Source organism: [Clostridium] fimetarium (assembly GCF_900111235.1).
GTDB classification, from domain to species: domain Bacteria; phylum Bacillota; class Clostridia; order Lachnospirales; family Lachnospiraceae; genus Clostridium_N; species Clostridium_N fimetarium.
On sequence record NZ_FOJI01000001.1, the window covers coordinates 215,457 to 232,948 of the forward strand.

A 17,492-nucleotide genomic window follows, 5' to 3' on the forward strand; every position below is an offset into this window, starting at 1 on the left:
CAAACAGGAAATATTACGTAAAAATTTGAAAAATAATTTTTAATAATATATTTTTTAAATCGTGAAAATATTGTGTTTTTTGATTGACTATTCAAATAAATAATGTTAGAATAATTTAAAATATTAGTAAAAGCAAAGGGGCTTTAAGATATGAAATGACATATCTTATTGCCCCTTTTTTTGATGTATTTACTATAGATAATATTGCTTTTGCTAGATACGGATACTATGCGTTATTGCATATATTATAAATTAATTATTATATATTTAATTAGGAGGAATGGATTTATGAAAAAAAAGTGGGCAAGTCTATTTGTTGTATTTGCAATTGTGACTAGTTTAATTGCAGGATGTGGTGCTTCAAACAAAACAGAGTCAGGTAGTTCAAGCGCGTCAAAGGTCAAAGTAGGAGTTATCTACATTGGCGATGAAAATGAAGGTTATACAGAAGCACATATGAAGGGTATCAAGGATATGAAAACGGCTTTAGGTTTATCTGACAGCCAAGTTATTGAAAAAACTAGTATTCCAGAAGATGAATCTTGTTATGAAGCAGCAGCAGACCTTGCAGATCAGGGATGTACAATTATTTTTGCAAACAGCTTTGGTCATGAGGATTATATGAAGCAAGCTGCACAAAAATATCCTAATGTTCAGTTCTGTCACGCTACAGGATATCAAGCAGCACTTTCAGGTTTAAGCAATATGCACAATTATTTTACAGATGTTTATGAATCACGTTATGTATCAGGTGTTGTAGCTGGTTTAAAAATCAATGATATGATTAAATCAGGTAAAATTACAGCGGACAAAGCGAAGATGGGCTATGTAGGCGCTTATCCATATGCAGAAGTAGTATCGGGATATACTTCATTCTACCTTGGAGCAAAGAGTGTGTGTCCTTCAGTAACAATGGAAGTTCAGTATACAAACAGCTGGGCAGATATGGCAAAAGAAGGCGAAGTTGCTAGTCAGTTGATCGCTAACGGAGCTGTATTAATCAGCCAACATGCAGATACAACAGGCGCTCCTTCTATTTGTGAAAAGAAGAGTATTCCAATTGTAGGATACAATGTTGATATGACATCAATCGCTCCAAATCAGGCATTAACATCTGCATCAATTAACTGGGCTCCATATTACACATATGCTGTAAAGAGTGTGATAGATGGAACAACAATTGATACTGACTGGTGTAAGGGTTATGCCGATAATGCAGATAGTATTACTACTTTGAATACAAAGGCAATCGCTGCGGGAACTGCTGATAAAGTAAAAGAAGTTGAAGCAGCAATTAAGAGTGGAACGCTCAATGTATTTGATACTACTAAATTCACTGTAAAAGGCGCAACCATTGAATCATTGATCGCTTCTAACGCAGATTTTAAGAAATATGAGAAATATGTATCAAAAGGATATTTCCACGAGTCAGAATTAAGTTCAGCTCCATCATTTGATCTTAGAATTGATGGTATTACAGAATTAACAAAATAAGCAAATAAATTGAAATAATTCTAGATAATTATAAAATGCGGAGCTATAAAACTATAGTTCCGCAATTTGTATAAGGAGGATTCTAGTGGAACAGATAAATGCGATTGAATTAAAACATGTCACGAAAAAATTTGGTGAAGTAATTGCAAATGACGATATTAATTTAAACTTAAGGAAGGGAGAAATCCTTTCTATTTTAGGTGAGAACGGTAGTGGAAAAACTACATTGATGAATATACTTTCAGGTATCTATTTTCCTGATGAGGGACAGATCGCCATCAATGGAAAAGAGGTAACAATTTGTTCCCCGAAAGATTCCCTTGATTTGGGAATTGGAATGGTTCATCAGCATTTTAAATTAATCAATGTGCTTACGGCTGCAGAGAATATTATATTAGGTCTTTCTGGAAAACAGCATCTGCGTATGGACAAAATTAATAATGAAATAGATTCTATTATTAAGAGCTATGGATTTGAACTCGATCCAAAACAGAAGGTATATGATATGTCTGTATCCCAAAAACAGACGATAGAAATCATAAAGATATTGTATAGGGGCGCGGAGATTCTTATTTTGGATGAGCCGACAGCAGTTTTGACACCACAAGAAATTGCAAAACTTTTTATTGTTTTGCGCAATATGAAAAATGCAGGGAAATCAATTATCATTATTACACATAAATTAAACGAAATTCTAGATATTTCAGATAGGGTTGCTGTCCTTCGAAAAGGAAAATATATTGGAACAGTACCAACCAGCGAAGCATCAGTAGATTCTTTGACTGAGATGATGGTTGGAGAGAAAATTACATTGGATATCAATCGTACAGAACCAGTATCTCCTGAAAAAAGAATAGAGATGCGTGGCGTTACATGTAAAAACAGGGAAGGCATTTCAGTACTCAAAGAAGCTTCTTTTACTGCGAATGGTGGTGAAATTCTTGGAGTAGCAGGTATTGCTGGAAGCGGGCAGAAAGAATTACTGGAATCAATTGCAGGGTTACATGACATTGAAAGTGGAGAAATCCTCTACTATAGTCCAGAAGGCAGAGTGGAAAAAATCTCCGATATGAAGGCGGAGGCAATACAAAATTTGAAAATACAGTTATCTTTTGTTCCTGAAGACAGACTTGGCATGGGACTTGTAGGCTCCATGGATCTAACGGATAATATGATGCTTAGAAGCTATAAAGAAGGAAATAGTATCTTTACAAATAGGAAAACGCCTAAGGAACTGGCAAATCAGATTGTGGAAGATCTAGGCGTTATTACACCTAGCGTGGATACTCCTGTCAGAAAATTATCAGGTGGTAATGTTCAGAAGATTCTGGTCGGTAGAGAAATATCTTCTAGTCCAATCGTTCTAATGGTAGCTTATCCGGTAAGAGGCCTTGATATCAATTCTTCCTATACGATCTATAATCTCTTAAATGAACAGAAAGAAAAAGGCGTTGCGGTTATTTGTGTAGGTGAAGATTTGGATGTATTGTTGGAATTATGCGATAAAATACTGGTATTAAGTAGCGGACATATTACAGGAATTGTGGATGCTCGGACTGCAACTAAGGAACAACTTGGTCTAATGATGACTAGTTCTAGAAAGGAAAAAAAGGCAAATGATTAAAGACATTGTTTTCAAAAAAGAGCCTTTGGTTCGTATGGTAAAGCGTGACTCTATATCAAGAACAAAATCATGGGAAATTCGTTTGATCGCAATTCTGCTATCCTTGATTGTTGTTGCAATTTTGATAGTGGCAGCTACCGGTCAGAATCCATTTCAAATATATGGTGGTATTATATCTGGAGCGGTAGGTACCAGCAGAAGAGCCTGGGTAACGATTCGTGAGATATTAATATTGCTTGTAATTGCAGTTGGACTTACCCCTGCATTTAAAATGAAATTTTGGAATATCGGTGCAGAAGGACAGGTTTTAATGGGAGGAATTGCAACTGCATCCCTCATGATTTATGGTGCAGGTAGGATGCCAAACTGGTTGTTGTTAGTAGTGATTGTAATTGTTAGCGCAATTGCTGGTATGATATGGGGACTGATCCCTGCCATATTTAAAGCATATTTTAATACAAATGAAACATTGTTTACATTGATGTTAAATTATGTGGCAATGCAGTTAGTTAATTTTTGTATTGTATTTTGGGAAAGTCCTGCTGGTTCGAATACAGTTGGTATCATCAATCCGAAGACACAACAAGGATGGTTCCCAGATATTTTTGGTAATTCCTACATTTTGATTATTATTATTGTTACAGTGATTACTGTAGGTGTTCATATATATATGAAATATAGCAAACAAGGTTATGAAGTTGCAGTAGTTGGTGAAAGCGAAAATACTGCCAAATATGCTGGAATCAATGTGAAAAAGGTTATTATTCGTACAATGATGATATCAGGTGCGATATGTGGTATTGCAGGATGTCTAATTGTAAGCGGTGCAAGTCATACAATTTCTACAAGTACAGCAGCTGGAAGAGGATTCACGGCGATTATCGTTGCATGGATGTCAAAATTCAATCCATGGGTCATGCTTTTGGTTTCAGCATTTCTGATATTTATGAAGCAAGGTTCTATACAGATAGCAACAGCATATAACCTGAACAAAAATGCTTCTGATATTATTACAGGTATATTACTATTTTTCCTAATTGGTTGTGAATTTTTTGTTGAGTATAGACTGGAATTTAGGAAAAAGAAAAGGGAGGAAGTATAATGGAAGTATTGTTTACTACATTTATACAAAAAGCCATTCAACAGGGTATTGCAATCTTGTTTGGAGCCACCGGTGAAATCGTGACTGAAAAATCAGGAAATCTGAATTTGGGTATTCCTGGAATTATGTATATGGGCGGTATTGCTGGCTTAATGGGTGCTTTTTTCTATGAAAAAGGAGCTGCTAATCCTAGCGGTTTGGTCGGACTTTTGATTTCTTTATTGTGTGCAATGTTGGCCTCTGCCTTGGGCGGATTCATATATAGCTTCCTAACGATTACACTTCGTGCGAATCAGAATGTTGTTGGTCTTGCATTGACAACATTTGGCGTAGGATTTGGAAACTTTTTTGGCGGATCTATATCAAAACTTGCAGGCGGTGCTGGTCAGATTTCTGTTACGATTACAGCGGACGCTTATCGTATGCCAATCCCTTTTTTATCTAAGATTCCTATTATCGGCCAAGTATTATTTTCTTACGGTTATATGACATACCTGGCGATTGTTCTGGCGATTGGATTATCTTTCTTTTTGAAAAAAACGAGAAGAGGTCTGAATTTAAGAGCGGTTGGAGAAAGCCCTGCTACAGCAGATGCAGCAGGTATTAATACTTCAGTTTACAAATATGTTGCAACCATTACAGGGGCGACAATCGCAGGACTTGGAGGCCTATATTTTGTTATGGAATATCTGGGTGGAACCTGGTCAAACAATGGATTTGGTGACAGAGGATGGCTCGCGATTGCGTTGGTAATCATGGCGTTATGGGATCCAATCCATGCAATATGGGGTTCTATTCTGTTTGGTGGATTATATATTGCTGATATTTATATACCGGGGTTATCTAGAAGTACAAGAGAGATAGTTAAAATGCTTCCTTATATAGTTACTATTATCGTATTGATTATGACAAGCAAAAGAAATAAACAGGAAAATCAACCTCCAACTAGTCTTGGGTTACCATATTTCAGAGAAGAAAGATAAGCACTGCCTGATATTTCAGAGAAGAACGATAGGGGCTTAATTGTTTATGAAAAATGAAGAGCGAATTTTAGAAGCGGCGTTGGAAGTCGTTGAAGATTATACAATTAGTGGAACTAGAATGCATTTAATTGCAAAAAAGGCAGAAATGTTTCCTTCAAATATACATTATTATTATAGGACGAAGGATGAACTATTACTTGCACTTCAGCAGAAGGTATTAAATAAATGTCTTAAGTTGAGAGCAGATATTAGAGCACATTCAAAAGACACTTTGGAGTCCCAGTTAAATGTATTTTTTGAGCAAAAAAAAGCCTTCATAATGGAATATCGCGAATATGATTATGCAGAAATTGATTTTTGGGTGCAGAGTAGGGTTGATTCTAATATCAAAAAAGGGTTTGCAGATTCTTTTTCAGGTTGGAGAGAAGAAATCAGACAGGTATTGGAAAAATATATACCAGATGTGCCAGAAGAAGGAAAAGTATATCTGTCTGCACATATTGTATCGATACTAGAAGGGGCAACCATTCAGTATCTAATGGATGAAAAGTCCTTTGATTTGGACAAATATTTTGCATTCGGAAAAAAGATGATTTTAATTATGATAAATGCATATAAGCAATAATGGATACAACTTTAAGGATATGTAAAATTGGTTATTAGAGCTTTATTAACTATATGGAAACGATTTATAAAAGATAGACTGCGTAAGTGAACGTGGTCTATCTTTTTTTTATTGGATTAAATATATAAGATAGTAAAACACATATGAAGATCATACATGGATCTTCAAGTATATTAGAAGTGACATTTATGTATGGCCTGATTGCTTGAAGATAATTTTGAAATCTATTATAATATTAAAATAAGATATTATAAGATCGAGGTGGTTAAGAATGATATTACAAGAAAAATTACAGTTATTAAGAAAAAAGAGTGGGTATTCCCAAGAGCAGTTAGCGGATAAGTTATGCGTCTCGAGGCAGACAGTTGGAAAATGGGAAAGTGGACAGGCGATTCCAGAATTATATAGCTTGATCGAGATGAGTGGATTATATGGCGTTAGCATTGACCGAATTGTAAAGGATGACGATGAATGTAATATTAGTTTACATAATCCGGCAGATATTGATATAGAAGAGGCTATAAAATTTTTAATTCATGCAAAGCAAAAGACATATTCCGGATATGGAGCTGAAACGGATTCTTCTAGAGTTGCATCACACGATCTGAAATATGAAGAAGGAAATCACTTATATTATGATACCTATTTAGGCGGTCAGAATTTTTCGGGAGAGGAGGCCATATGGTTAAATGCGAATCCAATTTGGTGTATGAATTATTCGGGACGCGTACTAGGAGAAACGTTTAATGGTGATTTTCTAAAAGAGGTTTTGAATCATGTCCCATATGAAATGCCATACAGAGGCCCTGCTATCTATCAAAAGGGTGATTATAATTATCATTGTAACGTAGAAGGCGAATTCGTGTGGTACCATGGATATGAAGAAATATTTTATCTGGATAAGAAAATATACGAATGCTATTTTCATGGTGGGGTGGTGAAGTAGATGCGCATATTATGACTTTAATGCTATTAGATTTGGTACTAGAATACATATATTTATGCGAACGAGTGTTATAAAAAAGTGAAAATAAAAACGACAGGTTTCAATTCACCTGTCGTTTTTATTTAAACATATTTACCATAATCAAAATCACATGAGTTAGATGAGCAATCCAAAGTGTTTTTACTTGCCCTTGCCCGGTTATGCCATTTTATCTTGTCAAGTTATCCAACAAACAACTTTAAAACATCCTCTAAATCAGGTAAATGGTTTGTGATTGGATACTGCATGAGTGCACATCCAGCCAGAGCACTTGCAAATCTGACGATGTCTTTATCTTCCATTCCTTTGTATAAACCGTAGATACATCCTGTACGATAAGAATCGCCGGCACTAAGGGTGGAACGGATATCTAACTTAAAGGGTTCGTCCGTTGCGAAAGAATCACCACGTCCGTAATGTATGGGATTTGAACCAAATGTAAAAATGGTCAAACCTTTAGATTGATGCGTATATAGGCTGAGCAGTTCATCCATCTCAGATTCAATATACTGTGGATACTGCTCGCGAAGATAGCAAGAGGAAACTACATTAATGGCACTCTTTTGATGAAGTATACTATCATATGTGCAATCATAAGTTACATAGGGGATGTTCTGTTTGTCACACAGACGAACAGCTTCATCCTTTTCGGCGCAAAGATGAGGATCAATACCAGCTACAAAAGACTCAGCAATATCTTTTTCTATTGGCATGTCCCAATGATGTTTCTCCATGGAATGCATGTGCTCAAATGAGCCAAGGCAAGTCCGTGTATGATTCTGTTGATCAATCACAACATAATCACGCACACCAACCCAATTTTCATCGGTTGTTTGCGCGCTTACATCCACTTTGGTACCTTGGAAATACGATTTTACGATGGGTTCTGTTTCATAACCTAATTGAAAACCGATGACCTTACTGGAACAGCCAAAGTGATCCAAAATGGCGGCCGCAACACCGCATTCTCCCCCTAAAAATAAATCAACCTGTGATAATTCTGCATATCCATCCGGTTTTGGATATGAACTATCTAGTAGTAAACCAGTTGTAACAACAATTGAGCCAAACAAATAAATATCCTGCATAATTCCTCTCTTTCCTACGCATCTTTTTGCGCACATCTAGTTTTCAAGTTCACTAATAATACTATTTAATAGAATTATATAATAAACAGAAATAATAAACTACCATAATTTGACAATTTGTCAAACGCGCGATTTCCACTTCGAGACGAAACTGCATATTATTACAAAACCAGACATTAGCTTTAAATCTTGATATTTATATAGATTTACGTTATAGTATTTTGATAGTATTACAAATTATGGAAAATGTAAAAATATGATAAATGCTTAGTTAAGTCGTAAAGAATATCGTAATTTTAAGCAATTACCTTATGATATAAAACAGAAAATGGTTTCTCAATTACAAAACGTTATTATTCAAATGAATCCAAGAGGGTATCAAAAAGAGCATTTTGCACGCCAAAAGCAAAACAACGTTATAAAAAATTCAAAGCAGATAACTATGAATTTCGTAGGGCTAAAAAAGTAGACTATGATACGCTTATCGCTGCGGTATATCAGCTTTTGACATCTTTGTATAAAGGATTCCCGATTTTTAAACCCATTTTGGAGGATGAATATATCACATTGCCAGATTATGAAGACCTGCCATACAAACAAGAAAAGTTTCTAAATAAATGCAAACTTTTACGAAGAAGTATTTATGCCAAGCGTTATGTCGTACTTTATATTGGAGCGAATAAAGGCCATTATGGCCTAGGCATGGCTATGACTAGAAAAATCGCAAAGTCAATATGGATAAGAAGGTCAGGCATGATTGGTGGTTTGATGTTGGAAAATAAAGTGACGAATATATATGGAAAAGGATTTGTGGATAATCAATACGAGTATGTGCTAATGGAATGCGTGTTATAGGAAAAAATACGATATTGAGAAATGTACAGGTGATCGTTACATAGAAGGAGAATAAAGAATATGAGTAACATTTATGATGGAATTCTTCAATTTAAAGGCACCTGGAGGGATTATCAGGTTAGAGTTTTAAAGAATTTTGATAATTATTTGAATGATAATAAAGTACATATTGTTGCAGCACCTGGTTCTGGAAAGACTACAATTGGAATTGAATTTATCCGTAAGCTAGGGAAGCCGTGCTTGATTTTATCCCCAAGTATTACTATTCGCGAACAGTGGAAGGATAGAATTGAAGCGGGATTTTTGGAAGTAGGAGTAGAGGGTGAACAATGGATTTCAGGAGATATTAAAAAGCCGAAAGCAATTACCACGATTACATATCAGGCGCTTCATAGCTGCACCATCCGCTACAGTGGTGACTTAATTGAGTCAGAAGACGGAGATGAAATACAAGATAAAACGGAAATACAATATAGAGCTAAAACACACGATAGTGCTGAAAAGGATGATAGTGAGGAACTGATTACAGGAGTTGAGACTGTAGATTATAGGGGATTTGATTTATATAAGACGATCCAGGAAGCTGGAATTGGCGTATTATGTCTGGATGAAGCGCATCATTTACGAAATGAATGGTGGAAAGCGCTTGAAGAGTTGATAGCAAAAGTGCCATGCCTAAAGGTGGTCTCTCTGACAGCGACGCCACCCTATGACTCTACGCCGGGACAATGGGAACGTTATATTAATCTTTGCGGAGAAATAGATGAAGAAATAACCGTTCCTGAACTAATCAAAGAGGGAAGTCTTTGCCCACATCAGGATTTTGTATATTTTAATTATCCAACAGCACAAGAAAAGAAGTCTGTAGTAGAATGGAAAAAGAAAGTATCGACAATCATCGATACAGCTATGGCAAACAGTGAATTTGAACATGTGATTATGACGCATCCCGGGATCAACGATTCAAAAGATTACAGTGAAAAATTCTTGGATGATCCAGCTTATTTGTCATCATTATTGGTGTTTATGAATGCAAAAGGGATGGAATATCCCAAAGCATTAAAGACTCTTATAGGTACAAATGCTAAAATTCCAAAGATGGAACCGAAGTGGATGGAAAAACTACTTCAAGGATTTTTATATGGAGACACAGATTCCTATAACTGTACAGAAGAGTATAGGGAACAATGGATACATACCTTGAAAAGTGAAAATCTCATTGTTCGCAATCAGGTTAGTTTGGTCAATAATCAAAATATTAATAAGATGTTGATTAGCAGTATGGGAAAAATTCAAAGCATCCGTGAAATTACGCTAGCTGAAAGTAACAAAATGGGACCCAAGCTACGTCAACTTATATTGTGTGATTATATAAAAAAAGAATATTTATCAAAACTGGGGGACAGCACTGCTGTGGTGGATACTATTGGAGTGATTCCGGTATTTGAATTACTACGTCGCGAAAATATTTCTGGTCAGAAGCTGGGCGTGTTGTCAGGCAGTGTCATTCTGATTCCTGCTGAGGCACAGGAATATCTTGATGAACTCTTCAAACAAAATGATATGTCGGCCAATTACAAGCCAGTAAAGGATTTGCCATATGTGAGCGTGGATATAGTTGGAGATGGTCACATGAAGACTGCACTCATCACGCAGCTTTTTGACACAGGTCATATTACAATCTTGATTGGAACGAAATCTTTGCTTGGGGAAGGCTGGGATTCACCTTGTATTAATACATTGATTTTAGCAACGTTTGTAGGTTCGTTTATGCTGTCAAATCAGATGCGTGGCAGGGCAATTCGTACATATCGCGCAGATCCGGACAAAACGGGTAATATCTGGCATCTCGTATCTGTAACAGATGAAGGTTCAGAGGATTTTGAAATGGTAAAACGTAGAATGAATGGATTTCTAGGAGTTCATTATACAGAAAATAGTATTGAAGGTGGAATTGAAAGAATTAGTATTATCAAGCATCCGTTTACAACAAAATCCGTTAAGAAAATGAATGAAGAGATGTTACAGCTTTCTAGTGAACGTGATGCATTAAAACAGCGTTGGATGGAAGCAATGGATAATACTGCTAAGTTGGAAGTGGAAGTTACGAGTGAAATCGGAGAAGAAGCATTGAAGTCAGGATTTTTTATGTTAAATGTTTGGAGCTATGTTATCGTAACAACAATCATTAGCGTTTTGGGGATCCTTTTGCAAATATCGTTTATGTCGTCTAAACTAGGAGCGGGATACAGTCTGGTTCTCATAATACTGATATTAGTTGCATTGGCTGTCACTGGAAAATATGGTTATAAACTATTTTCCCTCATGACACCTCAAAAACGTATGAAACAGATTGCAAAAGCGATTTTACAGACGTTGAAGCAAAAAGGCCTGATTACATCTACTGACGTTTTGCCAAAGGTGGAAGTCAATCAAGATATTTTGGTAATTAGCTATTTAAAGGGTGGAACCATGCGTGAAAAGGATGTTTTTGCTACTGCGGTATATGATTTTTTTGCTACACTGGATAATCAGCGCTATATTTTGATTTCTAGGAAGAAAAAGCGATTACATTATGAATATTTTGCAGTACCAGCGGTTTTTTCTCAAAAGAAAGAGGATGCCTTTGCTTTTAAAACTGCAATCAGTAATGTGATGGGTGAATATGATTTAGTCTTTACAAGAAATCCAGAAGGCAGAAAACGACTTCTGGAGGGAAGAATATATGCGTTTTCCAATCAGTGTGATCGGATGTGCGAGAAGAAGAAAAAGGTGAAAAGTGATTTTGAATAACGTGTGAAATCAAAATTGGTAAATTGCTATCTCAAATCTTATTTGAAATAGCAATTCACCAATTTGTATTTAAAAACATAAGTTTTATAACAATTTAATCAATCCTTCCAATTCTTCAGACAACACTTTCGCAAGCTCAAAATCAGTATTTTTCAAAGCAGATTCGATTTTCGTTTCAACTGCTTTTTTCTTTTGCTCAATTTCTAAATAATCTCTATCAAAATGGTTTGCATAAATCATTTTCCTAAATTTTCGCATTGTTATTTTCCTGATTGTTTTATCATCAATGATTAAAAGATAATCCATACAGTTAATGATAGAATAATAATCATGAGAAATCATTAGGATCGCACCTTTATAGTCTTCAATTGCTTTTTCTAGTGCTATTTGTGAATAGGTGTCTAGATGACTCGTTGGTTCATCAAGAAGCAACAGGTTTGCATTGCCGGCAGAAATTTTAGCCAATTGAAGTATATTTTTTTCACCACCAGATAAAGATGATATCTTTTGATTTACAATTTCTTCATCAAAACCATAGTTTATAACATAAGATTGAATCGATTGGTTGGTTTTAAATCCAGCATCGAAGAACTCATCGCTTACCGTATTAGACTCATTTAGCATTTCACCTTGAAGTTGAGACAAAAATGCCATCTCAATGTTTTCATTTATCTCAATAGAATCTTTGCAGTTTTGAAAGATATCTCGGAGTAAAGTTGTTTTTCCAGTACCATTCGGACCGATAAGAGCGACTTTGTCCGTAGATTTAATTTCAAAATTAACATGTTCTAAAATCACATCATCAAAAGAAACACTGTAATCAGTGACTTTTAAAGCAATCGTATCTTCAAGGACATTATCTGTAACAAAGCGGATTCTCGGTTGTTTAATATCTACAAATGGCGTTTTGATTCTACGTGCTTCTAATCTTTCGTTCAGTTTTACTCTAGCCTTTAAAGATTTCCCTTTTTTAGAAGATTCCACGTGAACAGTTGCGTCAGCTCTTAAGTTGTTAATTAAGAACTCGTTTCTTGCAAGTTCTTCAGTATCAGCAATCGCAAGTTCTTGTAACTCAATTTTACGTTGAAGTAATGAAAAGTTGTAATCAATATATCTTCCATCAAATTCTTGAAGTTCTGTATTTTCGAGATGTAAGATTTTATTAAAACAATGATTCAATAGATATCTGTTGTGCGTAATAATTAGCATTGTGCCTTTGTATGAATTAATTAGCTTTTTAAGAGAATTAATATTTTCAAAGTCTAAAAATACATCGGGTTCATCCATAATCATTAAATCTGGACCGGTTAGCATTTCCTTAATGACCTGAATTAGCTTGAATTCTCCACTGCTTAGTTTAGATACTAATTGATCTTTGAGCTTGCTTAAGTCTGAAAGATTGAGTTCTTTAGTAATGTTACTTTCAAAATCATCCCCGCTAATCGCGTGAAATGCATCTAAAGCTTGTTGGTACTTTTCCATTAAAGGCTCGATATCCCAAGCTGTTTCCATTTCAGTGCATATTGATGTTATTTCGTTTTGTAGCTTAATAAATTCTTCCCCAATATACTCGTAAACTGTAACCGCTTTTGTTTCGTCTAATTGTGAGAATTGACTTACATATCCGATTCTACAATTAGGTGCTATCTCTAACGTTCCATCGAACATATATCGTTCTGGATCCATAATGATATCTACCAATGTACTTTTTCCGCTGCCACTTGTTCCAATAAATGCACAATGTTGACCATCTTCTAATGTAAATGATATATTATTATATAGGTCCTTTTGTGGAAATGAGTAGGATAGGTTTTCTGCTTTTATCATATTATTACCTCTCTTTATCGCTAAAAAAGAGCTTATAAAAAAGCTCTTCATAATATAGTATCTTCGCAATCATAATTTTATAATCAATTTTCATGTAGTAAAGACATTTATTTGAGTTTACAGTAGCTATCATACCACTTTTTTCGATTAATTTCAATCGTTTCATATGAAGGACTTAAACGTTGGGAATGGGTGGAGAATGTTGTGATTTTAAATTTATAAATAATAACCTATAATTACTATGATAGCAAAACATCCTCACAATATTCTTTTTAAATCCAAAAAGAATATTGTGAGGATGTTTTAATTGTTCGTCTATAATTATACTAGAAGCTTTATGCTAAATGTATAAATCTGTCTTATCCTTCGTATTTAATCAAGTCACTCCAAATAGCTATTTCTCTGTTTGCAATTTCGACTGATGACGAACCATGTACTGCATTTTCCTGAACATTAACTCCGTACATATAACGAATTGTTCCAGGTCTTGTTTGTGCGGGGTTGGTTGCTCCGTTTACCTCCCTTACAATATTAACAACATTTTCACCTTCCAAAATGAGGACCACAACTTCTGAGGAAGACATGTAGTCAATGACTTCATTAAAAAACGGCTTATCTTTGATATCGTCGTAGTGTTTCTTTAAAACTTCTTTTGTAGCCCGAATTCTGTGTGAATGAATAATTTCCAAATGATTATCTTCGTAAATGGAAATGATTCTACCAACTAACTTCCTTTTTACAGCTTCTGGCTTAATGATAACTAATGTTCTTTCCATACATCCCACTCTTTCTGTAATCGATTTAAAATAGAAGTGTCAAATATAATTCTACTTTAAATTATAATGTATTATTTGATATTTATAAAGGAAAATTTGAAATATAACCCAAATATAATGGAAATCATTTGGAATTATTTGTATTATAGTCATTTTACAGATTTTAATTCAAAAAGTGGGCCATAAAATTAGAAGCATAACGTCAAAGTATTCCACGAGTATATTTTATTGATTGAAAACTGTAATAGAAAATGAAAAAGAAAGCTGCAACTTTAAATTCCATAATCTAGCAAATAGGATTTGAAAATGGTATAATATACCTAAAATAAATCATTGTGGGACAAGCGTAAAATAAATGCAACAGAAAGGGGTGGGGCTATGTTTATTGCAAGACAACCTATCTTTGATAGGGCTATGAATGTATATGGATATGAACTATTGTTTCGTACCAATGAACAAGCGTCTTCGTATGGTTTGTCAACAGCCGAAAGTTCTACGGCCACAGTGTTGGGAGGCCTTTTTGAATTAGGATTAGACCAGATTGTTGGAAACAAGAGAGCATTTATTAATTTTGATTATCAGTTTTTGCTATCTGATTCCATTGAATTAATTAACCCCAATATCCTTGTGATTGAAGTGTTGGAAGATGTTGAAGTGGACGCCCCCATTTTGTATAGAATAAAAGAGCTTAAAGATAAGGGCTATAAAATAGCACTTGATGATTTTGTTGAAAGTATCCAAACATATCCGATTGTACCAATGGCAGATATTATAAAATACGATATTTTGATAACGCCACTTGATACATTAAATAAAGATGTTAAATATGGAATAGAACAAGGCAAGATAATGCTTGCTGAAAAAATAGAAACCGAAGACGAATTCATAAAAGCCAGAGAAATGGGATTCCATCTGTTCCAAGGATATTTTTTTAGTAAACCTAAAATCGTAGGCGGACTTCGTACCCGCAAAACATCAACGACAGTATATCAGAGTATTATCTCAGAATTATATACCGAAGAACCTTCTTTTGAAAAACTTGCAGAAATTATAAGTACAGATGTTAATATGGCTTACAGAGTAATGAAAGTATTAGGAAACGAGAAGGATAACCATAAGGATCTGAATAAGACCATTAAAGGCTCTTTGCTTAAGATGGGATTTCGAGAACTGGAGCGTTGGGTCAATGTCTTAATGCTACAAGAACTGTCAGGTAATAAGACACAGGAATTAATTAAAATGTCCTTAATTAGATCAAAATTTGGAGAATTAATAGCAATAAATAGTAATTTAGCTAAGAGAAGATATGAAATCTCACTCATGTGCCTGTTTAGTGTGTTAGATACCATGCTAGACCAAACGATGGAAGACGCTTTGGTGGGAATTGCCGTCAGTGAGGATGTGAAAGAGGTTCTGATTTATCATCGAGGAGAGCTGAAACCAGTTTATGATATCATAAGATGCTGTGAACAAGTAGACTGCACTTTGCTATATCAGACAACTGCTCAGATCGAGGTTGATGAAACCAGATTATTTGATTGGTATATACAAGCAATTGCCTGGTCAGAAGACATTATGAAGAGTGTATAGTAAATTGTCAAATTTAAGATGCGCAGAAAGTAGCGCAGAAATCTTATTAGTACAGTAATTGGATTCGCGCTAGGCAGTCGTAGGGGTGTTCTAGGAGCGAAAAAGAGTGCAACATTAGGGATGCGACAATCGTAATATATAAAAGGAGGTTTTAAATGAGAAATATGGGGTTTTCAGATGCTGAATACAGTAGAATCGTGGATATATACGCGGATTCGGTATTCAAACTTGCAATGGTAAAGACAAAAAATAAACAAGATGCTGAGGATGTATTTCAAGACACATTTATTAAGCTATACAGATGTGACAAAATATTTGAATCAGATGAACACATAAAAAGATGGCTTATGAAAGTAACTGTAAACACTAGTTTGGATCTTTTAAAATCGTTTTGGAACCGGAAAACGGTGGAACTTGATGAAAGTTTACCTTTTCAAGATCAAACATACCATGAGGTATGGAATGAAATTAAAAAACTTCCGGAAAAATATAGAATACCAATTCACCTTTTTTATTTTGAAGGGTATTCAACTGAGGAAATAGCAGAGATGCTTCATGACAAGCCATCAACGGTACGTTCAAAACTACATAGGGGGAAGAATAAATTAAGCGAAGGGATGGGCGATAGCTATGAATGGGTCTGAATATAAGAAAATGGTCGAAAATTTCAAGGCCAGTAGTGAGCTAAAGCAAACAACAATTAGTGCTGCACATAGTCATATTTTTAAAAAACTTAAGTTAACTAAAAGAGAAAAGACCGTGAGATATACTAGTGTTGCAGCTATGTTTGCAATGGTTGTAGTGTTATTTTCTGTATTTAATGTTGGCGAAGCGATATCAATTGCGGCAAAAGCTATAAACGGTCAGTCGTCAGCAGCGAATGGTTCGGATATAGCTCAATTGTCAACTGGTTTATCAAATGAGAAGTCAACGCATACGTCAACCGAAAAATCTACTGAGAAAGTTACAGCTAATGCTACTTCTGCACCTACCACAGCAAATACGAATACAGCAACGTCAACAATGCAGATATGGAATGGTTCAACTACTTATACAAATACATGGACTAACATGAATGCTCCAATTAGTACAGTGAAATATAATATTAGTGGAAGTGCTGACAGCATTGAGGTAAATTCGTTGTCTATAACATCAACAGGCAATTTATTTGAAGCTAAAGTTGGGCCAAATGAAAATTACACCATAAGAGCCGAAGTGCACCCTGCATTATTTAATAATGGTTTGGTAATTACAAAGTCAAGTGATGGAATAGTGACTTTCACAAATGATAAGGAAGGCATTATACTTAGAGAAAATGTTTTCAGCTATCCAAAACAATCATCCGAAAGCCAAAGTGCATATGAGTTAAGATGTATAAACTATCTTACAGAATGCTGTACGGATGCAACGAAGGCAAAACAAGCATTCTCATTAAGCGATGACTATGTTTTTAATACAAAAAGTGCGATTGTTATGACCAATATTGATACAGAGTGGAGAGCTAATATGAAATTAACCTATACGGGCAATCCTATTGCGACTTTATCCAAGAATAACACTAATGGAAGCAGCTCTGCTGGTTTTGGAAATCTAACAATTGTTTTTGACAGACACACACAATGTTTTGTGGTTCAAACATATGTTGCTCAAATTTCATTTATGACTTCAATGTCTACCTTTGTTACTTATGGAATGATATATAAAGTGAACTAGAAGCCATTCATGTGAATGGTGCCAATTATTTTATTGT

Annotated in this window: 14 protein-coding genes; 11 read left to right on the forward strand and 3 right to left on the reverse strand. The window is 35.0% G+C overall.

From position 1 onward, the window contains the following. Positions 1 to 288: 288 nt before the first annotated feature. The 6 genes from BMY18_RS00975 (at position 289) to BMY18_RS01000 (ending at position 6,774) form a co-directional block, all read left to right on the forward strand. Positions 289 to 1,494 (forward strand): BMP family ABC transporter substrate-binding protein, encoded by a 1,206-nt coding sequence (locus tag BMY18_RS00975; protein WP_092449665.1) that lies wholly within the window; start codon positions 289 to 291, stop codon positions 1,492 to 1,494. An 85-nt stretch (positions 1,495 to 1,579) separates the two neighbouring features. After that, the gene (locus BMY18_RS00980; RefSeq protein ID WP_092449667.1) at positions 1,580 to 3,118 is read left to right on the forward strand and encodes an ABC transporter ATP-binding protein; all 1,539 of its coding nucleotides are present in this window, start codon (positions 1,580 to 1,582) and stop codon (positions 3,116 to 3,118) included. Then, positions 3,111 to 4,220, forward strand: coding sequence for an ABC transporter permease (locus BMY18_RS00985; protein ID WP_092449669.1), 1,110 nt, complete (start codon positions 3,111 to 3,113; stop codon positions 4,218 to 4,220). Before BMY18_RS00980 ends, BMY18_RS00985 begins: the two co-directional genes overlap by 8 nt. Then, complete coding sequence (locus tag BMY18_RS00990) at positions 4,220 to 5,203, forward strand: ABC transporter permease (RefSeq protein ID WP_092449671.1); 984 nt, start codon at positions 4,220 to 4,222, stop codon at positions 5,201 to 5,203. Before BMY18_RS00985 ends, BMY18_RS00990 begins: the two co-directional genes overlap by 1 nt. Positions 5,204 to 5,249: 46 nt before the next feature. Next, the gene (locus BMY18_RS00995) at positions 5,250 to 5,828 is read left to right on the forward strand and encodes a TetR/AcrR family transcriptional regulator (protein ID WP_092449674.1); all 579 of its coding nucleotides are present in this window, start codon (positions 5,250 to 5,252) and stop codon (positions 5,826 to 5,828) included. Between the two features lie 271 nt (positions 5,829 to 6,099). Continuing rightward, complete coding sequence (locus tag BMY18_RS01000) at positions 6,100 to 6,774, forward strand: DUF5680 domain-containing protein (protein ID WP_092449677.1); 675 nt, start codon at positions 6,100 to 6,102, stop codon at positions 6,772 to 6,774. 221 nt (positions 6,775 to 6,995) lie between these two features. Here the strand turns inward: BMY18_RS01000 and BMY18_RS01005 are convergent, their stop codons facing one another. Further along, a complete protein-coding gene (locus BMY18_RS01005; protein ID WP_170841242.1) occupies positions 6,996 to 7,901 on the reverse strand; it encodes a PfkB family carbohydrate kinase in 906 nt (301 codons plus the stop codon). 567 nt (positions 7,902 to 8,468) lie between these two features. Between BMY18_RS01005 and BMY18_RS01010 the strand changes: the two genes are divergently transcribed. Both BMY18_RS01010 and BMY18_RS01015 read left to right on the forward strand, forming a co-directional pair. Continuing rightward, entirely contained in the window at positions 8,469 to 8,756 is a 288-nt protein-coding gene (locus BMY18_RS01010; RefSeq protein WP_092449681.1) for a hypothetical protein, read from the forward strand. 60 nt (positions 8,757 to 8,816) lie between these two features. Further along, entirely contained in the window at positions 8,817 to 11,549 is a 2,733-nt protein-coding gene (locus tag BMY18_RS01015; RefSeq protein WP_092449683.1) for a DEAD/DEAH box helicase family protein, read from the forward strand. Between the two features lie 84 nt (positions 11,550 to 11,633). Here BMY18_RS01015 and BMY18_RS01020 read toward each other — a convergent pair whose 3' ends face one another. Continuing rightward, complete coding sequence (locus tag BMY18_RS01020; RefSeq protein ID WP_092449685.1) at positions 11,634 to 13,376, reverse strand: ABC-F family ATP-binding cassette domain-containing protein; 1,743 nt, start codon at positions 13,374 to 13,376, stop codon at positions 11,634 to 11,636. A gap of 359 nt (positions 13,377 to 13,735) precedes the next feature. Beyond that, a complete protein-coding gene (gene ndk, locus BMY18_RS01025; RefSeq protein WP_092449687.1) occupies positions 13,736 to 14,152 on the reverse strand; it encodes a nucleoside-diphosphate kinase in 417 nt (138 codons plus the stop codon). Positions 14,153 to 14,530: 378 nt separating this feature from the next. Here ndk and BMY18_RS01030 point away from each other — a divergent pair, with 378 nt between their 5' ends. From BMY18_RS01030 to BMY18_RS01040, 3 genes are all read left to right on the forward strand, one after another. Beyond that, positions 14,531 to 15,742, forward strand: a complete 1,212-nt coding sequence (locus tag BMY18_RS01030) for an EAL and HDOD domain-containing protein (RefSeq protein WP_092449689.1) — start codon at positions 14,531 to 14,533, stop codon at positions 15,740 to 15,742. A 155-nt stretch (positions 15,743 to 15,897) separates the two neighbouring features. Next, the gene (locus BMY18_RS01035; RefSeq protein ID WP_092449691.1) at positions 15,898 to 16,386 is read left to right on the forward strand and encodes an RNA polymerase sigma factor; all 489 of its coding nucleotides are present in this window, start codon (positions 15,898 to 15,900) and stop codon (positions 16,384 to 16,386) included. After that, positions 16,373 to 17,455: a hypothetical protein gene (locus tag BMY18_RS01040; RefSeq protein WP_092449693.1), complete on the forward strand. Its 1,083-nt coding sequence runs from the start codon at positions 16,373 to 16,375 to the stop codon at positions 17,453 to 17,455. Before BMY18_RS01035 ends, BMY18_RS01040 begins: the two co-directional genes overlap by 14 nt. Positions 17,456 to 17,492 lie beyond the last annotated feature (37 nt).